This window comes from Stackebrandtia nassauensis DSM 44728, from assembly GCF_000024545.1.
GTDB lineage: Bacteria > Actinomycetota > Actinomycetes > Mycobacteriales > Micromonosporaceae > Stackebrandtia > Stackebrandtia nassauensis.
In genome coordinates, this window is the sequence record NC_013947.1 from 3922000 (window position 1) to 3939915 (window position 17916).

The 17916-nt window shown below is 66.6% G+C and carries 15 protein-coding genes; 9 read left to right on the top strand and 6 right to left on the bottom strand.

Features of this window, described 5'->3' with window-relative positions:
• The first annotated feature begins 102 nt into the window (after nt 1-102).
• The 4 genes from SNAS_RS18175 to SNAS_RS18190 all read left to right on the top strand — a co-directional run bounded on the left by SNAS_RS18175 (nt 103) and on the right by SNAS_RS18190 (nt 4660).
• Nucleotides 103-606 (top strand): CAP domain-containing protein, encoded by a 504-nt coding sequence (locus SNAS_RS18175; protein WP_013018915.1) that lies wholly within the window; start codon nt 103-105, stop codon nt 604-606.
• Between the two features lie 217 nt (nt 607-823).
• Nucleotides 824-2023 carry an ABC transporter substrate-binding protein gene (locus tag SNAS_RS18180; RefSeq protein WP_013018916.1) on the top strand — a complete coding sequence of 400 codons (1200 nt, stop codon included), beginning with the start codon at nt 824-826 and terminating at the stop codon, nt 2021-2023.
• Between the two features lie 7 nt (nt 2024-2030).
• Nucleotides 2031-2843, top strand: coding sequence for a class I SAM-dependent methyltransferase (locus SNAS_RS18185; RefSeq protein WP_013018917.1), 813 nt, complete (start codon nt 2031-2033; stop codon nt 2841-2843).
• Nucleotides 2828-4660 carry an ABC transporter permease gene (locus SNAS_RS18190; protein ID WP_013018918.1) on the top strand — a complete coding sequence of 611 codons (1833 nt, stop codon included), beginning with the start codon at nt 2828-2830 and terminating at the stop codon, nt 4658-4660. Before SNAS_RS18185 ends, SNAS_RS18190 begins: the two co-directional genes overlap by 16 nt.
• Here the strand turns inward: SNAS_RS18190 and SNAS_RS18195 are convergent, their stop codons facing one another.
• Together SNAS_RS18195 and SNAS_RS18200 are read right to left on the bottom strand one after the other, a co-directional pair.
• Entirely contained in the window at nt 4661-5056 is a 396-nt protein-coding gene (locus SNAS_RS18195; protein WP_013018919.1) for a roadblock/LC7 domain-containing protein, read from the bottom strand.
• The gene (locus SNAS_RS18200) at nt 5053-7365 is read right to left on the bottom strand and encodes a sensor histidine kinase (RefSeq protein WP_244409166.1); all 2313 of its coding nucleotides are present in this window, start codon (nt 7363-7365) and stop codon (nt 5053-5055) included. The genes SNAS_RS18195 and SNAS_RS18200 overlap by 4 nt, the downstream gene beginning before the upstream one ends.
• Nucleotides 7366-7782: 417 nt before the next feature.
• Here SNAS_RS18200 and SNAS_RS18205 point away from each other — a divergent pair, with 417 nt between their 5' ends.
• Together SNAS_RS18205 and SNAS_RS18210 are read left to right on the top strand one after the other, a co-directional pair.
• On the top strand, nt 7783-8262 hold the full coding sequence (locus SNAS_RS18205) for an RICIN domain-containing protein (RefSeq protein WP_013018921.1): 480 nt from the start codon (nt 7783-7785) through the stop codon (nt 8260-8262).
• Nucleotides 8263-8406: 144 nt separating this feature from the next.
• Complete coding sequence (locus tag SNAS_RS18210; protein ID WP_013018922.1) at nt 8407-9012, top strand: dihydrofolate reductase family protein; 606 nt, start codon at nt 8407-8409, stop codon at nt 9010-9012.
• Nucleotides 9013-9024: 12 nt separating this feature from the next.
• Here SNAS_RS18210 and SNAS_RS18215 read toward each other — a convergent pair whose 3' ends face one another.
• The 4 genes from SNAS_RS18215 to SNAS_RS18230 are packed head-to-tail and all read right to left on the bottom strand — an operon-like array spanning nt 9025 to nt 14124.
• Complete coding sequence (locus SNAS_RS18215; protein WP_013018923.1) at nt 9025-10599, bottom strand: glycoside hydrolase family 13 protein; 1575 nt, start codon at nt 10597-10599, stop codon at nt 9025-9027.
• Complete coding sequence (locus SNAS_RS18220) at nt 10596-12236, bottom strand: sugar ABC transporter substrate-binding protein (protein ID WP_013018924.1); 1641 nt, start codon at nt 12234-12236, stop codon at nt 10596-10598. The genes SNAS_RS18215 and SNAS_RS18220 overlap by 4 nt, the downstream gene beginning before the upstream one ends.
• Before the next feature lie 34 nt (nt 12237-12270).
• Entirely contained in the window at nt 12271-13068 is a 798-nt protein-coding gene (locus SNAS_RS18225) for a DUF427 domain-containing protein (RefSeq protein WP_013018925.1), read from the bottom strand.
• A 42-nt stretch (nt 13069-13110) separates the two neighbouring features.
• A complete protein-coding gene (locus tag SNAS_RS18230) occupies nt 13111-14124 on the bottom strand; it encodes a LacI family DNA-binding transcriptional regulator (protein WP_013018926.1) in 1014 nt (337 codons plus the stop codon).
• A gap of 181 nt (nt 14125-14305) precedes the next feature.
• Here SNAS_RS18230 and SNAS_RS18235 point away from each other — a divergent pair, with 181 nt between their 5' ends.
• Genes SNAS_RS18235 through SNAS_RS18245 form a run of 3 tightly spaced genes read left to right on the top strand, consistent with a single transcriptional unit; the run spans nt 14306 to nt 17909 of the window.
• Nucleotides 14306-15838 carry a sugar ABC transporter ATP-binding protein gene (locus tag SNAS_RS18235; RefSeq protein WP_013018927.1) on the top strand — a complete coding sequence of 511 codons (1533 nt, stop codon included), beginning with the start codon at nt 14306-14308 and terminating at the stop codon, nt 15836-15838.
• Entirely contained in the window at nt 15835-16854 is a 1020-nt protein-coding gene (locus SNAS_RS18240) for an ABC transporter permease (RefSeq protein WP_013018928.1), read from the top strand. Before SNAS_RS18235 ends, SNAS_RS18240 begins: the two co-directional genes overlap by 4 nt.
• Nucleotides 16851-17909: an ABC transporter permease gene (locus SNAS_RS18245; RefSeq protein ID WP_013018929.1), complete on the top strand. Its 1059-nt coding sequence runs from the start codon at nt 16851-16853 to the stop codon at nt 17907-17909. The genes SNAS_RS18240 and SNAS_RS18245 overlap by 4 nt, the downstream gene beginning before the upstream one ends.
• Nucleotides 17910-17916: the final 7 nt, after the last annotated feature.

The following is a 17916-nucleotide window of genomic DNA, read 5'->3' on the forward strand; positions in this document are numbered from 1 at the left end:
AACTTTGCCTGAACACTTAGTTGGTATGCCTTGCCGCCAACGGGTTCCGCGCGAGGTGGTAAAAATGAGCCTACCCCGTATCCCCTCACGTTAAGAAAGTCTATGACCCCAAAGAAACGCAAGTTGGCGCTCGTCGCCACCGCCGCCGCCACGGTCACGATCGCGGCCGCCATCCCCTTCACCGTCTTCGCCGAGGCGCCCCTGCCGCCCGAGCACGGCGAGTTCGTCAAGGAGGTGGTGGACCTGACCAACGAGCACCGCAAGGACCACGGCTGCGGCAAGTTGACAATGGACACCGAGCTGTCGGTCCCGGCGCAGGAGCACTCCCAGGACATGGCGGACAACGACTTCATGTCACACACCGGTTCGGACGGACGCGATCCCGGCCAGCGCGTCTCCGACAGTGACTACCCGGGTCAGTACCGCGCGGAGAACGTCGCCGCCGGTTACACGACGCCCGAGAAGGTGGTCGACGGCTGGATGAACAGCGAGGGTCACCGCGCCAACATCCTCAACTGCGAGTTGGAGGACATCGGCGTCGGCTACGCCGAGAACGAGGACAGCGAGTACCGAAGCTACTGGACCCAGAACTTCGGGGTCCAATAGAGCCGTGCGATGCGGGGGGCGGTCGAGGATCGGCCGCCCCCTTGACGCTTTTCCGTCATGGTTTCCACCAATTGTGAGAATCGCCCGAAATTGCATTAGGCGACACTGTTTTGATGTGGAGCAATATTAACTATTCATGATCAGTGTTCCATTGACAAAAACGTCGCCGAAATCGGTATGGTGCACCTAGTCCGCATCAGTAGGAGTGCACATTTCCATGTCTATACGCCTCACTCGCCGCCGATTCCTGTCCCTCACGTCGGCAGGTCTGGTCGCCACTCCCCTGGCGGCGTGTACCTCGTCGGACCCGAACCCCGACACCCTCAAGATCGGCTGGGTCGGCCCGTTGACCGGCAAGGTCAAGATCGTCGGGGAGGAGATGCGCACGGCCGCCGAGTTGTACCTCAAACTGAAGAACGACAAGCTCGGGGGCCGCAAGGCCGAACTGGTCGTCGTCGACGAGGGCGACACCCCCAAGGACGCGATGCCGAAGGTCCAGGAACTCATCAAGGACGACGAGATCACCGCGCTGACCGGGATCCTCTACAGTCCCACCTACCTGGCCACCGCCGAGCTGGCGCAGGAACGCGGGATCCCGCTGTTGGGTTCCGGCGGCCGTCCCGAGATGGATCCCGAGAAGCTGAACAACCTGGACGGTCTGTGGCACACCAGCTGGATCAACGGGCAGACCTCGGAAGCGTTGGCGCCGTATGTCTACAAGGAGATCGGCGGCCCCGTGTACGTGATCGGGCCCGACGACGCGGGAGGCTACGGGTACACCAAGACCTTCGCCAAGACGTACAAGGAACTGGGCGGCAAACTTGCCAATCCGGGCGGAAAACCGACCATGACGCCCTATCCGGAAACCTCCGACTGGACCGTTTACCTCGACGAGATCCACAACTCCAAGGCCGAGGCGGTATTCGTGTTCTACGGCGGGGAATCCGCGGTGGGATTCGTCAAGCAGTACGCCGCCTCCGACGTCAAGAAGATTCCGCTGTTCACCAGTTTCATCACCGAAGGTTCGGTTCTACAGGCCCAGGGCAAAGCCGCGCTGGGCATCAAGAGCTCGGTTCCCTACGCCACCGACCTTGACAACAACGCCAACCGGAAGCTGATCTCGGCCTGGTCCGACGCCCGCGAGGACCTTCCGTCCACCATGGCGGTTGGCGCCTGGGACAGCATGCTGGTGCTCGACATGGCCATCGGCCGGATTCCCGATGGCGAGGAAGTCACCCGCGAGGCCGTCAAGAAACAGATCGACAGTCTCGGCGAGATCGAAAGCCCGCGCGGGGTTTGGCAGATGGGCGAAAAGACCCACGCCCCGGTGCAGCGCTATTACCTTCGCGAAGTCCGCAAGGACGGGGAAGTCATCAGCAATGTCGCCTTGAAGACCCTGGCGACGTTGGGAGAGTGACCAAGTAATGGAAAACGCGCCGCATCACAACGAATACGCGTTCCGCAATTCCTCCAACGAGGCGCCGATTCAGCTGTCGCATTTGGAGGCATTTCTCGATCCGACGACCATCGCCGCATTCGAGAGCATCGAAGTCCCTTCAGGATCCGCGTGCCTCGAATTGGGGGCGGGCAATGGATCGATCGCGCATTGGCTGGCCGACCGAGTCGGTGACGACGGCACCGTCACCGCCATCGACATCAACCCGGTTCACATTCCTCCCCGGCCGAACCTGCGGATCATGCGTCACGACCTCCGCCAGGGGCTGCCGGTGGCGGGGCCGTTCGACGTCATTCACGCCCGGCTGGTGCTGTCGCACATCGCCGAGCGAACCGAGATCCTGAAGTCGCTGGTGGAGCTGCTCGCGCCGGGCGGGTGGCTGGTCGTCGGCGAGTTCGTCCGCGATCCCGTGCAGGTCATCTCCGCCGCCAACGACGCCGACGCCTCGCTGTACGTCAAGGTGTACGACGCCACCTACGACGGCCTCATCAACCTGCACGGCGCGGACCTGCGGTTCGGGTTCGACGTCTTCAACCTCATGACCGCCGCCGGACTCGCATCGGTGCGCAGCACTCACTTCGCCGAAAGCTGGAGCGGTGACTCCTACGCCGCGAAGTTCCTCCACTCCAACAGTTTCCAGTTGGAGGAGCTGATTCGCGGCAGCGGTGTGACGGCCGCCGAGCTCGACGCCTACCGGCGGCTGGTGTTCGACCCCGCGCTGACGGTCAAGTCCAATTTGTTCGTCAACACCGTCGGCAAGAAGCCGTGCACGTCTATCTGATTCCGACCCTCAACGGATTCGCGTACGGGCTGCTGCTGTTCACCATCGCCGCGGGCCTGACCCTGTCGCTGGGGGTCGCCAACGTCTTGAACCTGGCCCATGGGACGACGTTCCTGGCCGGGGGTTATGTCGGTGTGGTGCTGTCGGACGGCAGCTGGTCGGGGCTGCTGCTGGGCGTGCTCGCCGGTGCGGCCGTGGGTATGGCCGCCGGTGGGGTGCTGTCGGTGGCGGCACGGCCTCTGTACGGGCGGGGACATCTGTCCCAGGCCATGCTCACCTTCGGTCTCGCCCTGCTCGGCGGCTACGCGCTCATCGAGATCTTCGGTGCCCAGGAGATGCGTGCCGTCATACCCGCGGCACTCGACGGCACTGTGGAGGTTTGGGGCAAGACCTATCCGGTGTACCGCCTGGGTTTCATCGGCGTGGCCGCTTTGCTGGCGGTGGTGGGCTGGTGGGTCCTGTCGCGCACCTCGATCGGCGCGCGGGTGCGGGCCACCGTCGACGACGCGGGCATGGTGTCGAGCCTGGGGATCAACCCGCGCTTGGTCATGGCCGGGGTCCTGGTGGTCGCGGGGCTTCTGGCGGGTGTCGGTGGCGTCCTGGGTGGACCGATTCTCGGACTGGGAACCGGCACCGCGCATCAGGTGCTGTTGCTGTCGTTGGTCATCGTGGTGCTCGGCCAGGCGGGATCGCTGCGCGGGGCGTTGCTGGCGTCGCTGTTCGTCGGTCTGGTCCAGAACCTCGGTATCGCGCTGTTTCCCGCCGCGGCTTCGTATCTGTTGTTCGCGGCGATGGCGGTGGTGCTGATCGTGCGTCGCGGCAAGGCGCTTGGAGTCAACGAGCACCATCCGGATCGGCCCGTCACCGTCGTGGCGTCGCGGCCATACCTGGTGTGGGTGGGCTTCGCGGTGGTGGTGCCGCTGCTGTACCTGGTGCCGCTGCTTTTCGACGACTTCGCGTTGTCCCAGCTGAACCGGGTGGCGGCGTTGGGGTTGCTCGCGGTCAGCATCGCGCTGCTGGCGGGCTACTGTGGACTGGCGACGCTGGGGCAGACCGCGCCGTTCGCCGTCGGCGCCTACGTGACGTTTCAGCTCGCCGAGGCCGGGATCGCCGTCGGGCCGGTGCAGTGGGCGATCGTCGTCGTCGCGTGCGCGGTCTTCAGCTTGGCGACCGGGCCGCTGGTGCTGCGTACCCGCGGCATGGTCTTCCTCATGGTGACCTTGGCCGTGGGCATGGTGACCGCCCAGGTCGCGGAGCAGTGGACCTCGGTCACCGGCGGCACCGACGGTTCCGGGCTCATCAGTGCTTCGCTGCCGTGGTGGGGCGCCGAACCGCTCGTCGACGACGGCGACATCTACTGGTATGCCCTGTCCGTCGGTGTGGTGGTGCTGATCGCGACGGTGGCGGTGACGCGCGGCGCGGCCGGAACGAGGCTGCATGGCGTGCGGGACAACGAGCTTCGGATGCGTTCGCTCGGACATCGGGTGCCCGGGTATCTGCTCGCGGCCTATGTGGGCGCTGGCGTCATCGCCGGGGTCGGCGGGTCGCTGTTCGCCACCGGTCAGCGGTTCGTGTTTCCCGCCGACGTCGGTTTCGAGGTCGCCGCCATCGCGTTGCTGGCGGCGTTGATCGGAGGCATCCATTCCGCGGCCGGTGCGGTGGTCGGCGTCGTCGTGGTCATCGCGGTGCGGTACTGGCTGGCGCCCGAAGGACACGGTGAACTGTGGCTCGGGGTGCTGTTCGTCGCGGCCGTTTACCTACTGCCGCACGGCATCACCGGACGGGTCGCGCAACTGCGTCGGGCCTGGTCCGGGTGACTACGCGGCGTGCCTGCCGCGCTTGTCGGGCGACAGCGCCGGGCCGACCTTGTTGATCAATGTGGCCAGTTCATGTCCCACCTGGCCGATGTCACAGTCGTAGCTGGCCAGGGCCAGCAGGCTGGCACCGCTGGACACCGACAACGAGAACATGTACCCGCCGTTGAGTTCGGTGAGGTTGCTGCCCACCGGAAACGCGTTCAACGTGCGCGCGGCTCCGTTCAGCAGACTGACCAAACCCGAGGCGATCGCCGCCAGCCGGTCGGCCTCAGCCTCCGACAGACCGTCGTTGCAGGCGACCAACAGGCCGTCCGCCGAGACGGCCAGAACATGAGTGACCTCGTAAACCCTGTCGGTGAAGTCGTTGAGTAGGAAGACAACCTCGTCTGATCTCACTGTTCACCCCTTGAACCGTCGGATGCGTCTTCGTCGATCCGACCACCGGAGCGGCCCCGGGCGAAGGCCAGGTACGTGGCGCTCACCAAATCCGGGTTCCGCACTGTCTGTGCGACGTCTTCGTCGGGGGCCTCCATGCCCCCGGGCACGAGCTGCGCCATCGGTTCCCGTCTGGGCAGATTCTCGCTGTCGGCCCGGGCCGCGGCGGCGGCTTCGGCGGCGGCTTGGGCTCTGGCCCATCCCGACTGCTCCACGATCTGCTCCTGAGGCACACTGTCCGGTCGCGACTGCCGCGGTGGTTGGGGTGGCGGCGGTTGCTTGTCGAAGTGGATCACTGGAAGCAGCAGCGCTCCCAGTGACTGCTGGGTGGATTCCCCGGTTTCGGTGGTGACGACCGGTTGTTCGGCGGTCGGTGAGGGCGTACCCGTCTGGAAGCGTCGGCGCCAGGTCTCCGCGTTGCGTCGCCGGTTCTCCGCCTTCTTGGTCTTGTCGAACAGGGACGGTTGTTTCGGTGTGGTGACGATCGGGTGGGAACCGGTCGTGGAGGGACGCTCCAGCAGCCGACTGGGCACCGTGACCTCGGCCAGCGTGCCGCCCACCTCCGTGGGGCGCAACGTCACCGTCAGGTCGTAGCGCGCGGCCAGGTGCCCCACCACGGTGAGCCCCATGGCCTGGACCGAATCGAGGTCCAATGTGCTCTTGGACGCGAGTTTCGCGTTCAGCTTGTCCATGGTCTCGGCCTTCATGCCGATGCCCTCGTCGACGATCTGGATGATCACCCGGTCGGCCAGCATCCAACCCGACATGTGGACCGGCCGCTGCGAGTACTGGGTCGCGTTGTCCAGCAGCTCCGCCAGCACCTTGACCACATCGTCCACGGCACCGGCCGCGATCGCGACGTCGGTGTCGACCTGGTCGATGTTGACGCGCGTGTACTGCTCGATCTGCCCCTGCGCCGCGGTCAGCACATCCCCCAGCGACTCGCTGGAGCGGCGCACCTTCGACGAGGCGGCCCCACCCAGCACCAGCAGGCTGTCGTTGGCGCGCCCGAACAACGTCACCAGGTGGTCGAGCGCGAACAGCCGTTCCAACCGCTGTGGATCGTCCTCATTGCGCTCGGCGTCGTCCAGGACGCTCGTCAACCGCCCCGCCAGCGAATGTCCCCGCCGCGCCAGCCGGACGAACATCTGCCCGATGTGCAGCCGCAGCAGCGCCTGGGTGGCGGCGACGCGGATGGCCACCTCGTGCACCTCGTTGAACGCGCGCCCCACGTCGGCGAGCTCGTCACGACCGTGGACGTCGATCGGTGCGTCGACCTCCTTGGCGAACTCCTCGGGCGTACGGTCACCCAGTTCCTCGTGATCGTCCAGGTGGGCCACCGCTTTCGGCAGCCCCTCACTGGCCACATAGTGCGCGGCCTTGCTGAGCTTGCGCAGCCCGCGCACCACCGGACCGCCCAGCCACCACGCCAACAGCACCATCAGGATCACGGCCACGACCACGCCGAGAACCTGGGCGCCGGTCCACCACATCTGATCGGTGCGCAGTTGCGACACCGTGGTCACGACATCGCCGTCGACACGGCCCTGTAGTTCGCGCTGTTTACCGGCCAGGTAGTCGATCCGTTTCACCCAGGCAGAACGGTCGATGTTGAGCTCTTCCCCGGGCGGGGTACCGGCGGCCTCGTGCTCCAGCGCCTGGGCCGCGATCATCTTGGCCCCGTCACGGGAGTTCTCCAGCCAGCCGCGCCATTCGCTGTCGGCCAGGTCCTTGAACGTCAGCCGCATCTCGTCGCTGGCGGACCCGGATTCGACTATCTGACCGTAGTGGAGCTCCGACAACGGTCCATTGTCAATGGCCCGCAGGACCGCCACGTCTTCCAGGCTTTGGTACTCACTGGACTGAAGTAGTTGCGTGGAGGCACGGATCTTGTCCCCCACTTCAGAAGAAGCGCTACCGGCTTGCGGAACGGATTCGCGAAACTCGATCAGATCGGCGATGGGAATGCGATAGGCGAATGCGACGGCGGCGGAAGTCTGCGTCCTGTTGGAAACTTTGTTGCGAGTGGATTCCAGCCGGTTCAGATTCTTATCGGCTTCGTCGAGAATGTCGCCGACTCGACCGGGAAGATCGGCCACACCCACCCGGGCCGCGCGAAAGTCGTCGATCGCCCTGTCAGTCTTGTCCACCAGACGCGTGAAGCTGCCCGTCGAGTCATCGGCGTCGCCGGTCAGGGTCTCCACGGCGGCCCCACGTTCGGCCTGCAGGGCACTCACCAGGTCACCGATCTCGTCGTTGATGATCACCATCTTGCGAAGTTGATCGGCGCGAACGGCTTCGCCGCCGGTGGTCACGACCGCCAACGCGGCGAACACGAAGACCGCCAACAGCGGTACAACCACCAAGAACGTGATCTTGTGCCTGATTTTCAATATTGTCACCGACCAGCGTTGTCGTATTGCTACGAAACTCCCACCAAGGCGCGGCGGTTCAACGTCAATCCGTTGTGATCAACGTCGGTATTCGGGAGATATTACAGGGCAGAATGCCTGGACTCAAGATCGATTTCGGCGTGGGAAAGCGCTTTTCGAAAAGAAGTATTCACAAATCCGGTGCATTTCGCCCCATTTGATGGATTCGTTATGTGCGGAACGTATGCGGGTTCGCATGCGCTGTGCGGCAGACGATAGCGCCTCGGCATCTCTACTACCGAAAGAGGACTGACCATGCCTAGACTCAAAGCCGCCCTTGTCGTCGCGCTCGCGACGGCGCTGGGCTTGATCGGCGCGGTGTCTGTCAGCGGTTCGGCTCAGGCGGCTACCAGGTCACCGATGGTCATCAAGAACATGCAGACCGACCGGTGCCTGTCCAGCAATTCCGCTGGAACCGTCCACTCGAACCCGTGCAGCGGAAGCGACAACCAGATCTGGGATCGCACCCTCGACGGCGACAGCAACTCCACGCTGAGGAACCGGGCCACCGGCCGGTACCTGCAAGCCCATGCGAACGAAACGGTGACCACCCAACCCCGCAGCGGGAGCGCCGCGCAGAAGTGGCGCATCAGCCACAGCCCGCACGAGGGTTACTGGCGGATCAAGAACCTGGGCAACGGCAAGTGCCTGTCGAACTACGGGTCTTCCGACCCTCGGACCACTCGCACACTTACCTGCGGCCCCAGCACTTTCGACGCTTGGAAGATCAACTGAGCCGCCGTGAGGGCCGTAGGTGAACGGCCGTCGGGCCGCACCGGTAGCGGTGCGGCCCGGCATTTCGGAACTGGTGGGTTTTCGCGCCGACCACTGTCTAAGGTGTGTCGTGTCGACGGCGTCGTGATGGGAGTGTGGTGTGCGATGAAGCTCGTGGTGCAGGAGTTCTTGACCCTCGACGGTGTCAGCCAGGGGCCGGGGGCTCCGGATGAGGACCCCAGTGGCGGGTTCACCCGGGGCGGGTGGTTCGTGCCCTATTTGGATGATGAGTTCGAGGGCCTGGTGACTTCGTGGCTGGGTGAGGCTGACGCGTTGTTGTTCGGGCGACGTACGTATGACAACTTCGCCAGGGATTGGCCTGCGATGAACGATCATCCCAACGCCGCCACGATGAACGGTCTGCCGAAGTTCGTGGCCACTCGTGGATCTGTTGCGGGGGCGTGGGAGCCGACTACCGTGTTGGCGGGTGATGTGGCCGCGCAGGTGGCCGAGTTGAAGGCGCGGCCGGGTCGGGAGCTTCAGGTTCACGGCAGCGCTGAGTTGGCGCAGTCGCTGTTGGGTGCCGGGTTGGTGGATACGTTGCGGTTGGTGATCGCTCCGTGTGTGGTGGGCCAGGGGAGGCGGTTGTTTCCCGACGGGGGTGCGGCGGCGGGGTTGCGGCCGGTCAGTCAGCGCATGACGCCGGGTGGGTTGTCGGTGCAGGTGTTTGACACTGCGGGGGAACTGCGGCGCGGCACGTATGGGGCGTAGATCGGCGGCGTGTCAGCGGCTCCAGATCGCGGCGTTCGCCGGTAGGGCGTCGTCGTCGATGGGGGTGCTGCACAGTAGCGGGTTTTCCGGCAGGTTGAGTTGATCCAGTGGCACTGCCGTGGGGCCGAAGTTGACCGCGCACGTGAATCGTTGCCCTCGAGTGAACGCTAGTACGCCGGAGGGTGCGGGCTTCCAGGCGAAGTCGTCGCCGGTGAGGTCGCTGTCGGTCTGCCGGAGTCGGGTCGCTTGTTGGTACATCGTCAGTGTTGAGTCTGGGTCGTGCTGCTGGGCGGCGACGGTGAGTCGGGCCCATGCTTCGGGTTGGGGCAGCCAGGGCGTGGTCGAGTCGTCCGGGCCGAACCCGAAAGGGGGTCGGTCGCCGTGCCAGGGCATCGGTATACGGCATTCGTCGCGGCTCGCGCGTGGTTCGGCTGACCGGCGTCGCTTCGGGTCTTCGTGGAACTCCGGGGCGAGGTCCGGTGCTTGCGGGAGGCCGAGCTCGTCGCCTTGGTAGATGTATGCGGAACCCGGTAGTGCGAGGCTGAGCAGCGCCATCGCGCGGGCGCGACGCAGACCGACGGCGCTTGAGCGCACGTCTGCGGCCAGGCGGCTCGCTACTCGGATCTCGTCGTGGTTGCCGATGACCCAGGTGGGTGACCTGCCGACGTGGTTCATCGCCGTCAGGGAACGGGAGATCGCGTCGCGGATTCGTTCGAGTGACCATGGCGCCCACAGGAACTCGAAGTTGAACGCCTGGTCCATCTCGTCGGGACGGACGTATCGGGCGGTGCGGACGGTGTCGCGCAGCCGTGCTTCGGCGACCATGATCCGGGTCGGTGCGTAGGAGTCGAGGACCTTGCGCCATTCGCGGTAGATCTCGTGGACCCCGTCCTGGTCGAAGTACGGGCGGTTGCCGCTGACTCCGGCGACGGTGGCGTCGGGCAATCCGGCGGGTTTCACCAAGCCGTGCGCGACGTCGACGCGGATTCCGTCCACGCCACGGTCGAGCCAGAATCGGAGCACGTCGACGAATTCGGCGCGGACTTCGGTGCTGTCCCAGTTCAGGTCGGGTTGTTCGGGTGCGAACAGGTGGAGGTACCAGTCGCCGTCGGGCAGTCTGGTCCATGCTGGACCGCCGAACACGGACTGCCAGTTGTTGGGCGGCTCGACGCTGTCGGGGCCCCGGCCGGGGCGGAAGATGTAGCGGGCGCGGGCGCTGGACCCCGGTCGCGCCGTGAGTGCCTGCCGGAACCAGGGGTGCTGGTGGGAGGTGTGGTTGGGGACGATGTCGGTGATGACGCGGATGCCGCAATCGTGGGCCGCGCTCAGCAGCGCGTCGAAGTCGGCGAGGGTGCCCAGGCGGGGGTCGACGTCGCGGTAGTCGGCGACGTCGTAGCCTCCGTCCACCATGGGGGAAGGGTAGAACGGGGTGAGCCAGATGGCGTCGGCCCCGAGTGCGGCGATGTGGTCGAGCCGGGAACGGACTCCGGCCAGGTCGCCGAGACCGTCGCCGTCGGAATCGGCGAAGCTGCGCACGTACACCTGGTAGATAAGGGCCCGTTTGGCCCAGTCCGTGTCGCTGGTCATCGTGTCCCCCGGTTGTGTTTGCCGTTCAACAGGTCTTCGAGCTGTTTGGACAGTTGGCGCGCGACCGGCCCGGCCTCGGCCCCGTCGACCAGTTTGATCACGGCGCTGCGCAGGGACTGCCACACGTCGCCCATCTGGGGTATCGACGGCATCGGGTCTCCGGCGCGGAACGCCTCGTAGAACGCGCCGATCGCCGGGTCGATGTCGCGACCGCGTTCCAGTGCGTCGCGTCGGGCCGGGACGTGGGGCCAGACCTCGTGCAGGGCGGTGGAGACTTCGGTGCGGGTGAGGTGGTCGACGATGAGGTCTCGCGCGATGACCTTGTTGTGGCCGCATCGGGTGAGGAAGAAACCGTGTACGGAGACCATGGGGCGCACCGGGTCGACGCCGTCGAATGACGGGACCGGGTCGACCGCGAGGTTCAGTCTGGCTTTCTGGGCGGCGAGCAGTACGCGCGAGGTGCCGATGAGGAATGGCGTCCGTCCACTGACGAACAGGTCGATGGCCTCCTCGCGACCGATCCTCGGGGGCAGGTGCTGGTGTCCGGCCTGCCCCAGGTCGCGGAAGCGGTCGAGGGCGACTCGGGTTGCGGTGGAAAGGATCTCCAGTTTGCCGGTGTCCAGGCCACCGTCCGCGCGTCGGCCGAAGACCGCGCCGCCGGCGGCCAGCAGCACGGCATAGGTGTAGTAGGGGCTGGGGACCTGCATCACGAACGGCAGTTCGGTGGTTCCGGTGCGGCGGACCGCTTCGCCCTTGTGGAGCATGTCCTCGAAGGACGATGGGGCTTCGGCTACGAGATCGGTGTTGCGCAGCAGTACCGGGGCGTCGAACGCGTAGGGGATGCCGTACAGCTCGCCGTGGTAGGTCATCGCTTCCAGGGACAGCGCGTCGAAGGCCGCGCGGTGTTGTGGCGACAGCGTCAGCGGTTCGATGAGTTGCTGTTCGACCAGGCCGCCGATCCAGTCGTGCGGTCCGACGACGATGTCGGGTGCCGCGGTGGCGTCGTCGGCGTCGAGCAGTGCGCGGCGGAGGTCTTCGATGTCGCCGGTGCGGGCGTGGATCTCGACGCCGTGGGAGGCGAGGAAGTCCGAGAAGAACCGTCGCAGGGCGTTGATGCGCGACTCGTCCCCCCACACCACGACCGCCGGTCCGAGTTCGTGGAGGCGGCCCTGTTTGTCGCGGATCCATCGCTGTCCCCGCGAGTCGGTGAAGGTCACCTCGACACGGAAGTCGGCGGGTTTGGAGGCGCTCAACGGACTCGGGTGGAACACCGGTTCCGCCGCCGGGGGTATCACCACCATGTCGAACCGTTCGCTGACGTTGGGATCGCGGACGTCGAGCACCGAGAATCCGGCGTTGTACACCGGTGTCTCGGAGGCGTTGCGGACGAACACGCCCCAGCCCGGTTGTGACTGTTGGCCGCCGTCGGGCGAGTAGCCCCACCACGCCGACACCAGTGCCGCCTGGTCGCGCCGCTCCAGCGCGTCCTGTTTCGCGCGCAGTGCGGCGTTGGCCTGGTCGCGGGCGGACTCGATCTTGTACACGTTTCTGGCGGCCACGGCGGCGATCGCGGCGAACAGCAGGGCGGCCGCCGACGAGATCGACGACAACCAGTCGGGGAGGCTGGTCAGGTTCACGGGTCCAGACTACGAATCCAGTTCGCCCGGCGGGTCAGGCCAGTGGTTGTCCGTCGACTTCGACGCGGAGTCGGTCGTGGAGGAAGCACGCGTGGCCCAGGACGGGGATCGCGTCGTTCAGCGGGTTTTCGTAGCACCATGCGACGTCGGGGATGAGTTCATCGCCCAGGCGCAGCGACCAGTAGGTCGATCGTCCCTTGTAGGGACAGTAGGTGCGGGTCTCGCTGTGTTCCAGCATGTCGCTTCGGATGTCTTCCCACGGCAGGTAGTAGCGGTTGGGCAGACCCGTTTCCGACAGGATCTTGGGGTTGTGGGTTTCGGCGATGACCGCGTCGTCGATCAGGACCCGTACCGATCGGCTGCTGGGTACGACCTCCACTCTGGTGAACGGGTCGCGCAGGTGACCGAAGACCTCTTCGTCCTCGTCGTGCCAGGAGTCCATGGCCTTCCAGTAGAACGCCCGGTATCCGGTCAGCCAGGTGGCGGCCTCGTTGGGGGTCGGGTACGCCCATACCGCGTTCTCGGCGGTGCGGTCGTCGACCGAGACTGACCAGTATGAGGCGTCCCCTTTGAACGGACAGTGGGTACTGTGGTCGGTGGGGGTGAGCAGCGCGGTGTTGATGTCGGTTTCGGGGACGTAGAGCTGTGGCAGCAGCGCGCTTTCGTACAGCAGTGTCCCGGCTCGGGTGTCCAGGACGGTTTGGCCCGCGAATGTGGCGCGCACGCGGCGCGGGAAATCGATCATCATCAGCTTGTGTGCCGGACCGTCGATCGTGTAGTTGACCCGTTGCGGTGGGTGCATGGACAGTGGTCCGCCTCCGATGGTGAGCACGGCACCTCCCTGGGTTCGACGTGGTGTGCCACCCACCGTATTTCATGGGCTCGCCGTCGATGCCCGTTTCACCAGGGCGGGCTGGTAGACGACCTGGCGGGGTGTGAAGTCGCCTGAGCCCTCGGCTTCGGCCAACAGGAGTTCGATGCCGGTTTCGCCGATGCGGCGGGCCGGTTGGCGGATGGAGGTCAGTGGGACGATCGCGGCCTGGGCGAAGTCGATGTCGTCGTAGCCGACGAGCATGAGGTCGTCGGGGACGCGCAGGCCGCCGTTGACGATCAGGCCCTGTAGTACGCCGAACGCGAGCAGGTCGTTGGCGGCGAACACCGCGTCGGGGCGGTCGGCGGCCTCGCGGGTGGCCAGGCGGGCTGCGGCGTCGAGTCCGGCCGGGACGGTCAGTTCGCGGGTCTCGATGACCTCGAAGGCGACTCCACTGTGTTCCGAGACTGCCTTGCGGGCTCCTTCGAGCCGGTCGGTGACCTGGCGGATGTTCATGGGGCCGCCGACGAAGGCGATGTGGCGGCGTCCCTGTTCGATCAGGTGCGCCACGGCGAGTTCGCCGCCCGCGACGTCGTTGACCGAGACGCTGGAGACGCTGGTGTCGGACAGGGCGCGGTCGACCAGGACCACCGGGATTCCCCGGGAGCGCAGTCGTTCGACGGCGGGCCAGGCTTCGACGACCGGGGACAGCAGGACGCCGCGCACGCGCTGTTCTTCGAAGAGTTCGACCTGGGTCTTCTCGCGGTCGGGGTGTTCGCGGCTGTCGGAGACCAGGACGGTCAGTCCGGCCTCGACGGCCTTGTCCTCGGCGCCGCGGATGAGTTCGCCGAAGAACGGGTTGCCCACGTCCAGGACGATGAGGCCGATGCTGCGGCTGTGTCCGGCGCGCAGTTGCCGGGCGGCGCCGTTGCGGACGTAGCCGAGTTGGTCGACGGCGCGCTGGACCCGGTCGATGGTGGCCGCTGAGACTCGTTCGGGGTTGTTGAGGACATTGGACACCGTTCCGGCGGACACGCCCGCCAGCGCGGCGACGTCTTTGACACTGACTACGCCCACTGCCGGATGTCCTTCCTGGTGGTGGCCGGTCGCGAACGACGGCTTGTTGTAACGATTCATTCATGCTAACCCGATGGGATCGTGAAGATTCTTCGCAGGTATTGACAGGTATGAGTGGGCTGTCGTAGCCTACCGGACATGCGATGGTTAAATCGATTCAATTCGTAGGTGGAGCCCGTCCATGACCACACGACCACCCGGTGACCCCCACGACGAACCGCCACTGCTCGAGCTGCGCGACGTGTCGAAGACCTTCGGTTCCATCGTGGCCCTGAAGTCGGCGCGGCTGCGGGTCGAGCGCGGCTCGATCCACGCGCTGGTCGGCGAGAACGGCGCGGGCAAGTCCACTCTGGTCAAGATCGTCGCGGGTCTCCACCAGCGCGACGACGGGTCGTTCCGGCTGGACGGTGAGGCGGTCGACTTCTCCTCCACCGCGCAGTCCAAGGCCGCGGGCATCGCGGTCATCTACCAGGAACCCACGTTGTTTCCCGACCTGAGCGTCATGGAGAACATCTTCATGGGGCGGCAGCCGTTGACCCGGTGGCGACGCGTCGACCGCGCGGCCATGCGGCGCCGCACTCGGGATCTGTTTCAGCGCCTGGGTGTGGCGATCGACCCGGACCGGCCCGCGATGGGGTTGTCGATCGCCGATCAGCAGATCATCGAGATCGCCAAGGCGATCTCCCTGGACGCCCGGCTGTTGATCATGGACGAGCCGACCGCCGCGCTCAGTGGGATCGAAGTGGACAGACTGTTCACGATCGCGCGGGCGCTGCGCGACGAGGGCCGCGGCCTGGTGTTCATCTCGCATCGCTTCAACGAGATCTTCGACCTGTGTGACCGGATCACCGTCATGCGGGACGGATCGTATGTGGCCACGCATGACGCGGCCGACGTCACCGCCGCCGAGGTCGTGAACCTGATGGTCGGGCGGCCGGTGGAGACGCTGTACCCCAAGACCGAGGGCGGCGACGTCGGCGAGGTCGTGCTGCGGGTCGATGGGCTGTCTCGGCGCGGCACCTTCACCGACGTGTCGCTGACCGTGCGCTCCGGCGAGATCGTCGGGATGGCGGGGCTGGTGGGCGCGGGCCGCAGCGAGGTCGCGCGGGCGGTGTTCGGCGTCGACGACTACGACTCCGGTGCCGTGACCGTCGCCGGAACACCGTTGCGGCGCGGCAATCCGCGGGCCGCGATCCGGGCGGGGTTGGCGTTCGTGCCCGAGGACCGGCGCCGCGAGGGGCTGCTGGTGGAGGAGTCGGTGGGGCGCAACATCGCGCTGGTGCTGCGGCGCAAGCTGGCCAACTGGGGCCTGATCCGGCGTCGCGACGAGGACGCGCTGGCGGCGGGCTGGGCCCGCACGCTTCAGATCACCGCCCGCGACCTGGACGTGGCGGCGGGGACGCTGTCGGGTGGCAACCAGCAGAAGGCGGTCATCGCCAAGTGGATGGCCACCGATCCCCGGGTGCTCATCATCGACGAACCCACCCGGGGCATCGACGTGGGTACGAAAACCGAGGTGCATCGTCTGCTGGACGAACTCGCCGGACGGGGGCTGGCGATCCTGATGATCTCCAGCGACCTTCCCGAGATCCTGGGCATGAGCGACCGGGTCTACGTCATGAGCGAGGGCCGGATCACCCGCGAGCTGGCGCGCGACGAGGCCACCGGCGAGGCCGTCATGACCGCCGCGACCACATTGGAGGCGGTCCGGTGAGTGGCGTGTCGACGCTGCTGCGGCGGCGCGAGTTCGGTGTCGTCGTGGCGATCGGGGTCCTGATCGCCGTGACCACGGTGATCAGTCCCAGTTTCGCCACCGGTACCGACGGATTCCGCAACCTGCTGTTGACGCCGTCACTGTTGATGATCCTGGCCGTGGCGCAAGGGATCGTCATCATCACCAAGAACATCGACCTGTCGGTCAGCGCGGTGCTCGGACTGACCGCATACGCCACCGGCCGCATGTTCGTCGACCTGCCAGGCCTGCCGATCCCGGTGGTCATCCTGCTCGGCGTCGGCCTGGGAACGCTGTTGGGTGCCGTGAACGGAACGCTGGTGAGCCTCGGCAGGGTTCCCTCGCTGGTGATCACACTGGGGACGCTGTACGCGTTCCGGGGCATCGACATCGCCTGGGCGGGCGGGGATCGCGTCAACGCCGGGGAACTGCCCCGGGAGTTCACCACCATGGGAACCCAGACGGTGCTGGGCGTGCCGGTGCTGTTCGTCGTCGCCGTCGCGGTACTGGCGGTCGTCGCCTACGTCCTGGGCCAGACCCGTTCGGGCCGGGAGCTGTACGCGATCGGTTCCGACGACGCGGCGGCGGTGCTGTACGGGCTGCGGGTGCGACGACGGGTGTTCTTCGGGTTCCTGGCCTCGGGGACGCTGGCCGGACTGGCCGGGGTCCTGTTCGCCGCCCGCTACGCCTCGGTCAGCTCGAACGCCGGTACCGGAATGGAACTGGAGGCGGTGGCCGCCGCCGTCCTGGGTGGAGTGGCCATTGTGGGCGGCACGGGTACGGTGCTGGGCGCCGTGCTGGGCGCGGTCCTGCTGACCACGATCAGCCGGGCGCTGCCGACTCTGGGGATCGGCGAGTTCTGGCAGCAGGCGGTGCTGGGCGCGCTCATCATCGGCGCGATCCTGCTGGACCGGGTGATCGCCGCCCGCCAGGCCCGACGGCTGCGATCCTCGCACGCGTCGATCGCCGTCGCCCCGGCGAAGGAGGCGGTGACATGACCACCACCCTCGACCCCGTCCGCCAGACCCCGAAGCCGCGTCCGGCCGCGCAGCGGTGGCGCTCGCTCCTTTTGGGACGCGATGCCGCCGTGATCGGTCTGGTCGCGCTCGTGTGGATCGCCGGTTCGGTGTTCGTCGACAACTTCGGCAAACCCAACACCGTCTACTTTCTGCTGTTGGACGCGCTGCCGATCCTGCTCATCGCGATGCCGATGACCATGGTCATCATCTCCGCCGAGATCGACCTGTCGGTGGCCAGCATGCTGGGTCTGTCCAGTGTCGTGGTCGGCGTCCTGTTCCAGGGCGGCTGGCCGATCTGGGCGGCGGTGGCGGTGGCACTGGCCGTCGGGCTGGTCGGCGGGGCCCTCAACGGGTTCCTGGTCGCGACGGTGGGGCTGCCGTCCCTGGCGGTCACGGTGGCGACGCTGGCCCTGTTCCGGGGCATCGCGGTGGGCTTGTTGGGTACCAAGGCCGTCACCGGTTTCCCCGACGAGCACAAGGATCTGGTCTCCGACCGGCTGTTCGGCCCGGGCACCGCGATTCCCGGGATCCTGCTGGTCTTCGTGGTGCTGGCGATCGGTTTCGGGGTGCTGCTGCACTTCACGCCGTTCGGGCGCGCCACCTACGCGGCCGGTATGAGCGCCCGCACCTCGCGGTTCTCCGGCGTCAACGTCCCGGCCGTCAAGTTCTGGCTGTTCGTGGCCACCGGGTTCGTCTCGGCGCTGGCCGGCGTGTACTGGACGCTGCGCTACGACTCGGCGCGCGGCGACAACGCCGCCGGGTTCGAACTGGCGGTGGTGGCGGCGGTCCTGGTCGGGGGTGTGTCCATTTTCGGGGGTCGCGGCGCGATTCCCGGGGTCATCGCCGGGGCCCTGCTGATCGGTGAGCTGCGCGCGGTGCTGCGGCTGGCCGACGTGTCCGCCGACGCCATCAACATCGCCACCGGTGTCCTGCTCATCGTGTCGGTGATCGTGCCGCGGCTCGTCACCGGCCTGCACGGCCGGTGGCGGCGGGCGCGCCGTTCGGGCCTTGAGTCCACATCGTCTTCTGATTGACCATTCC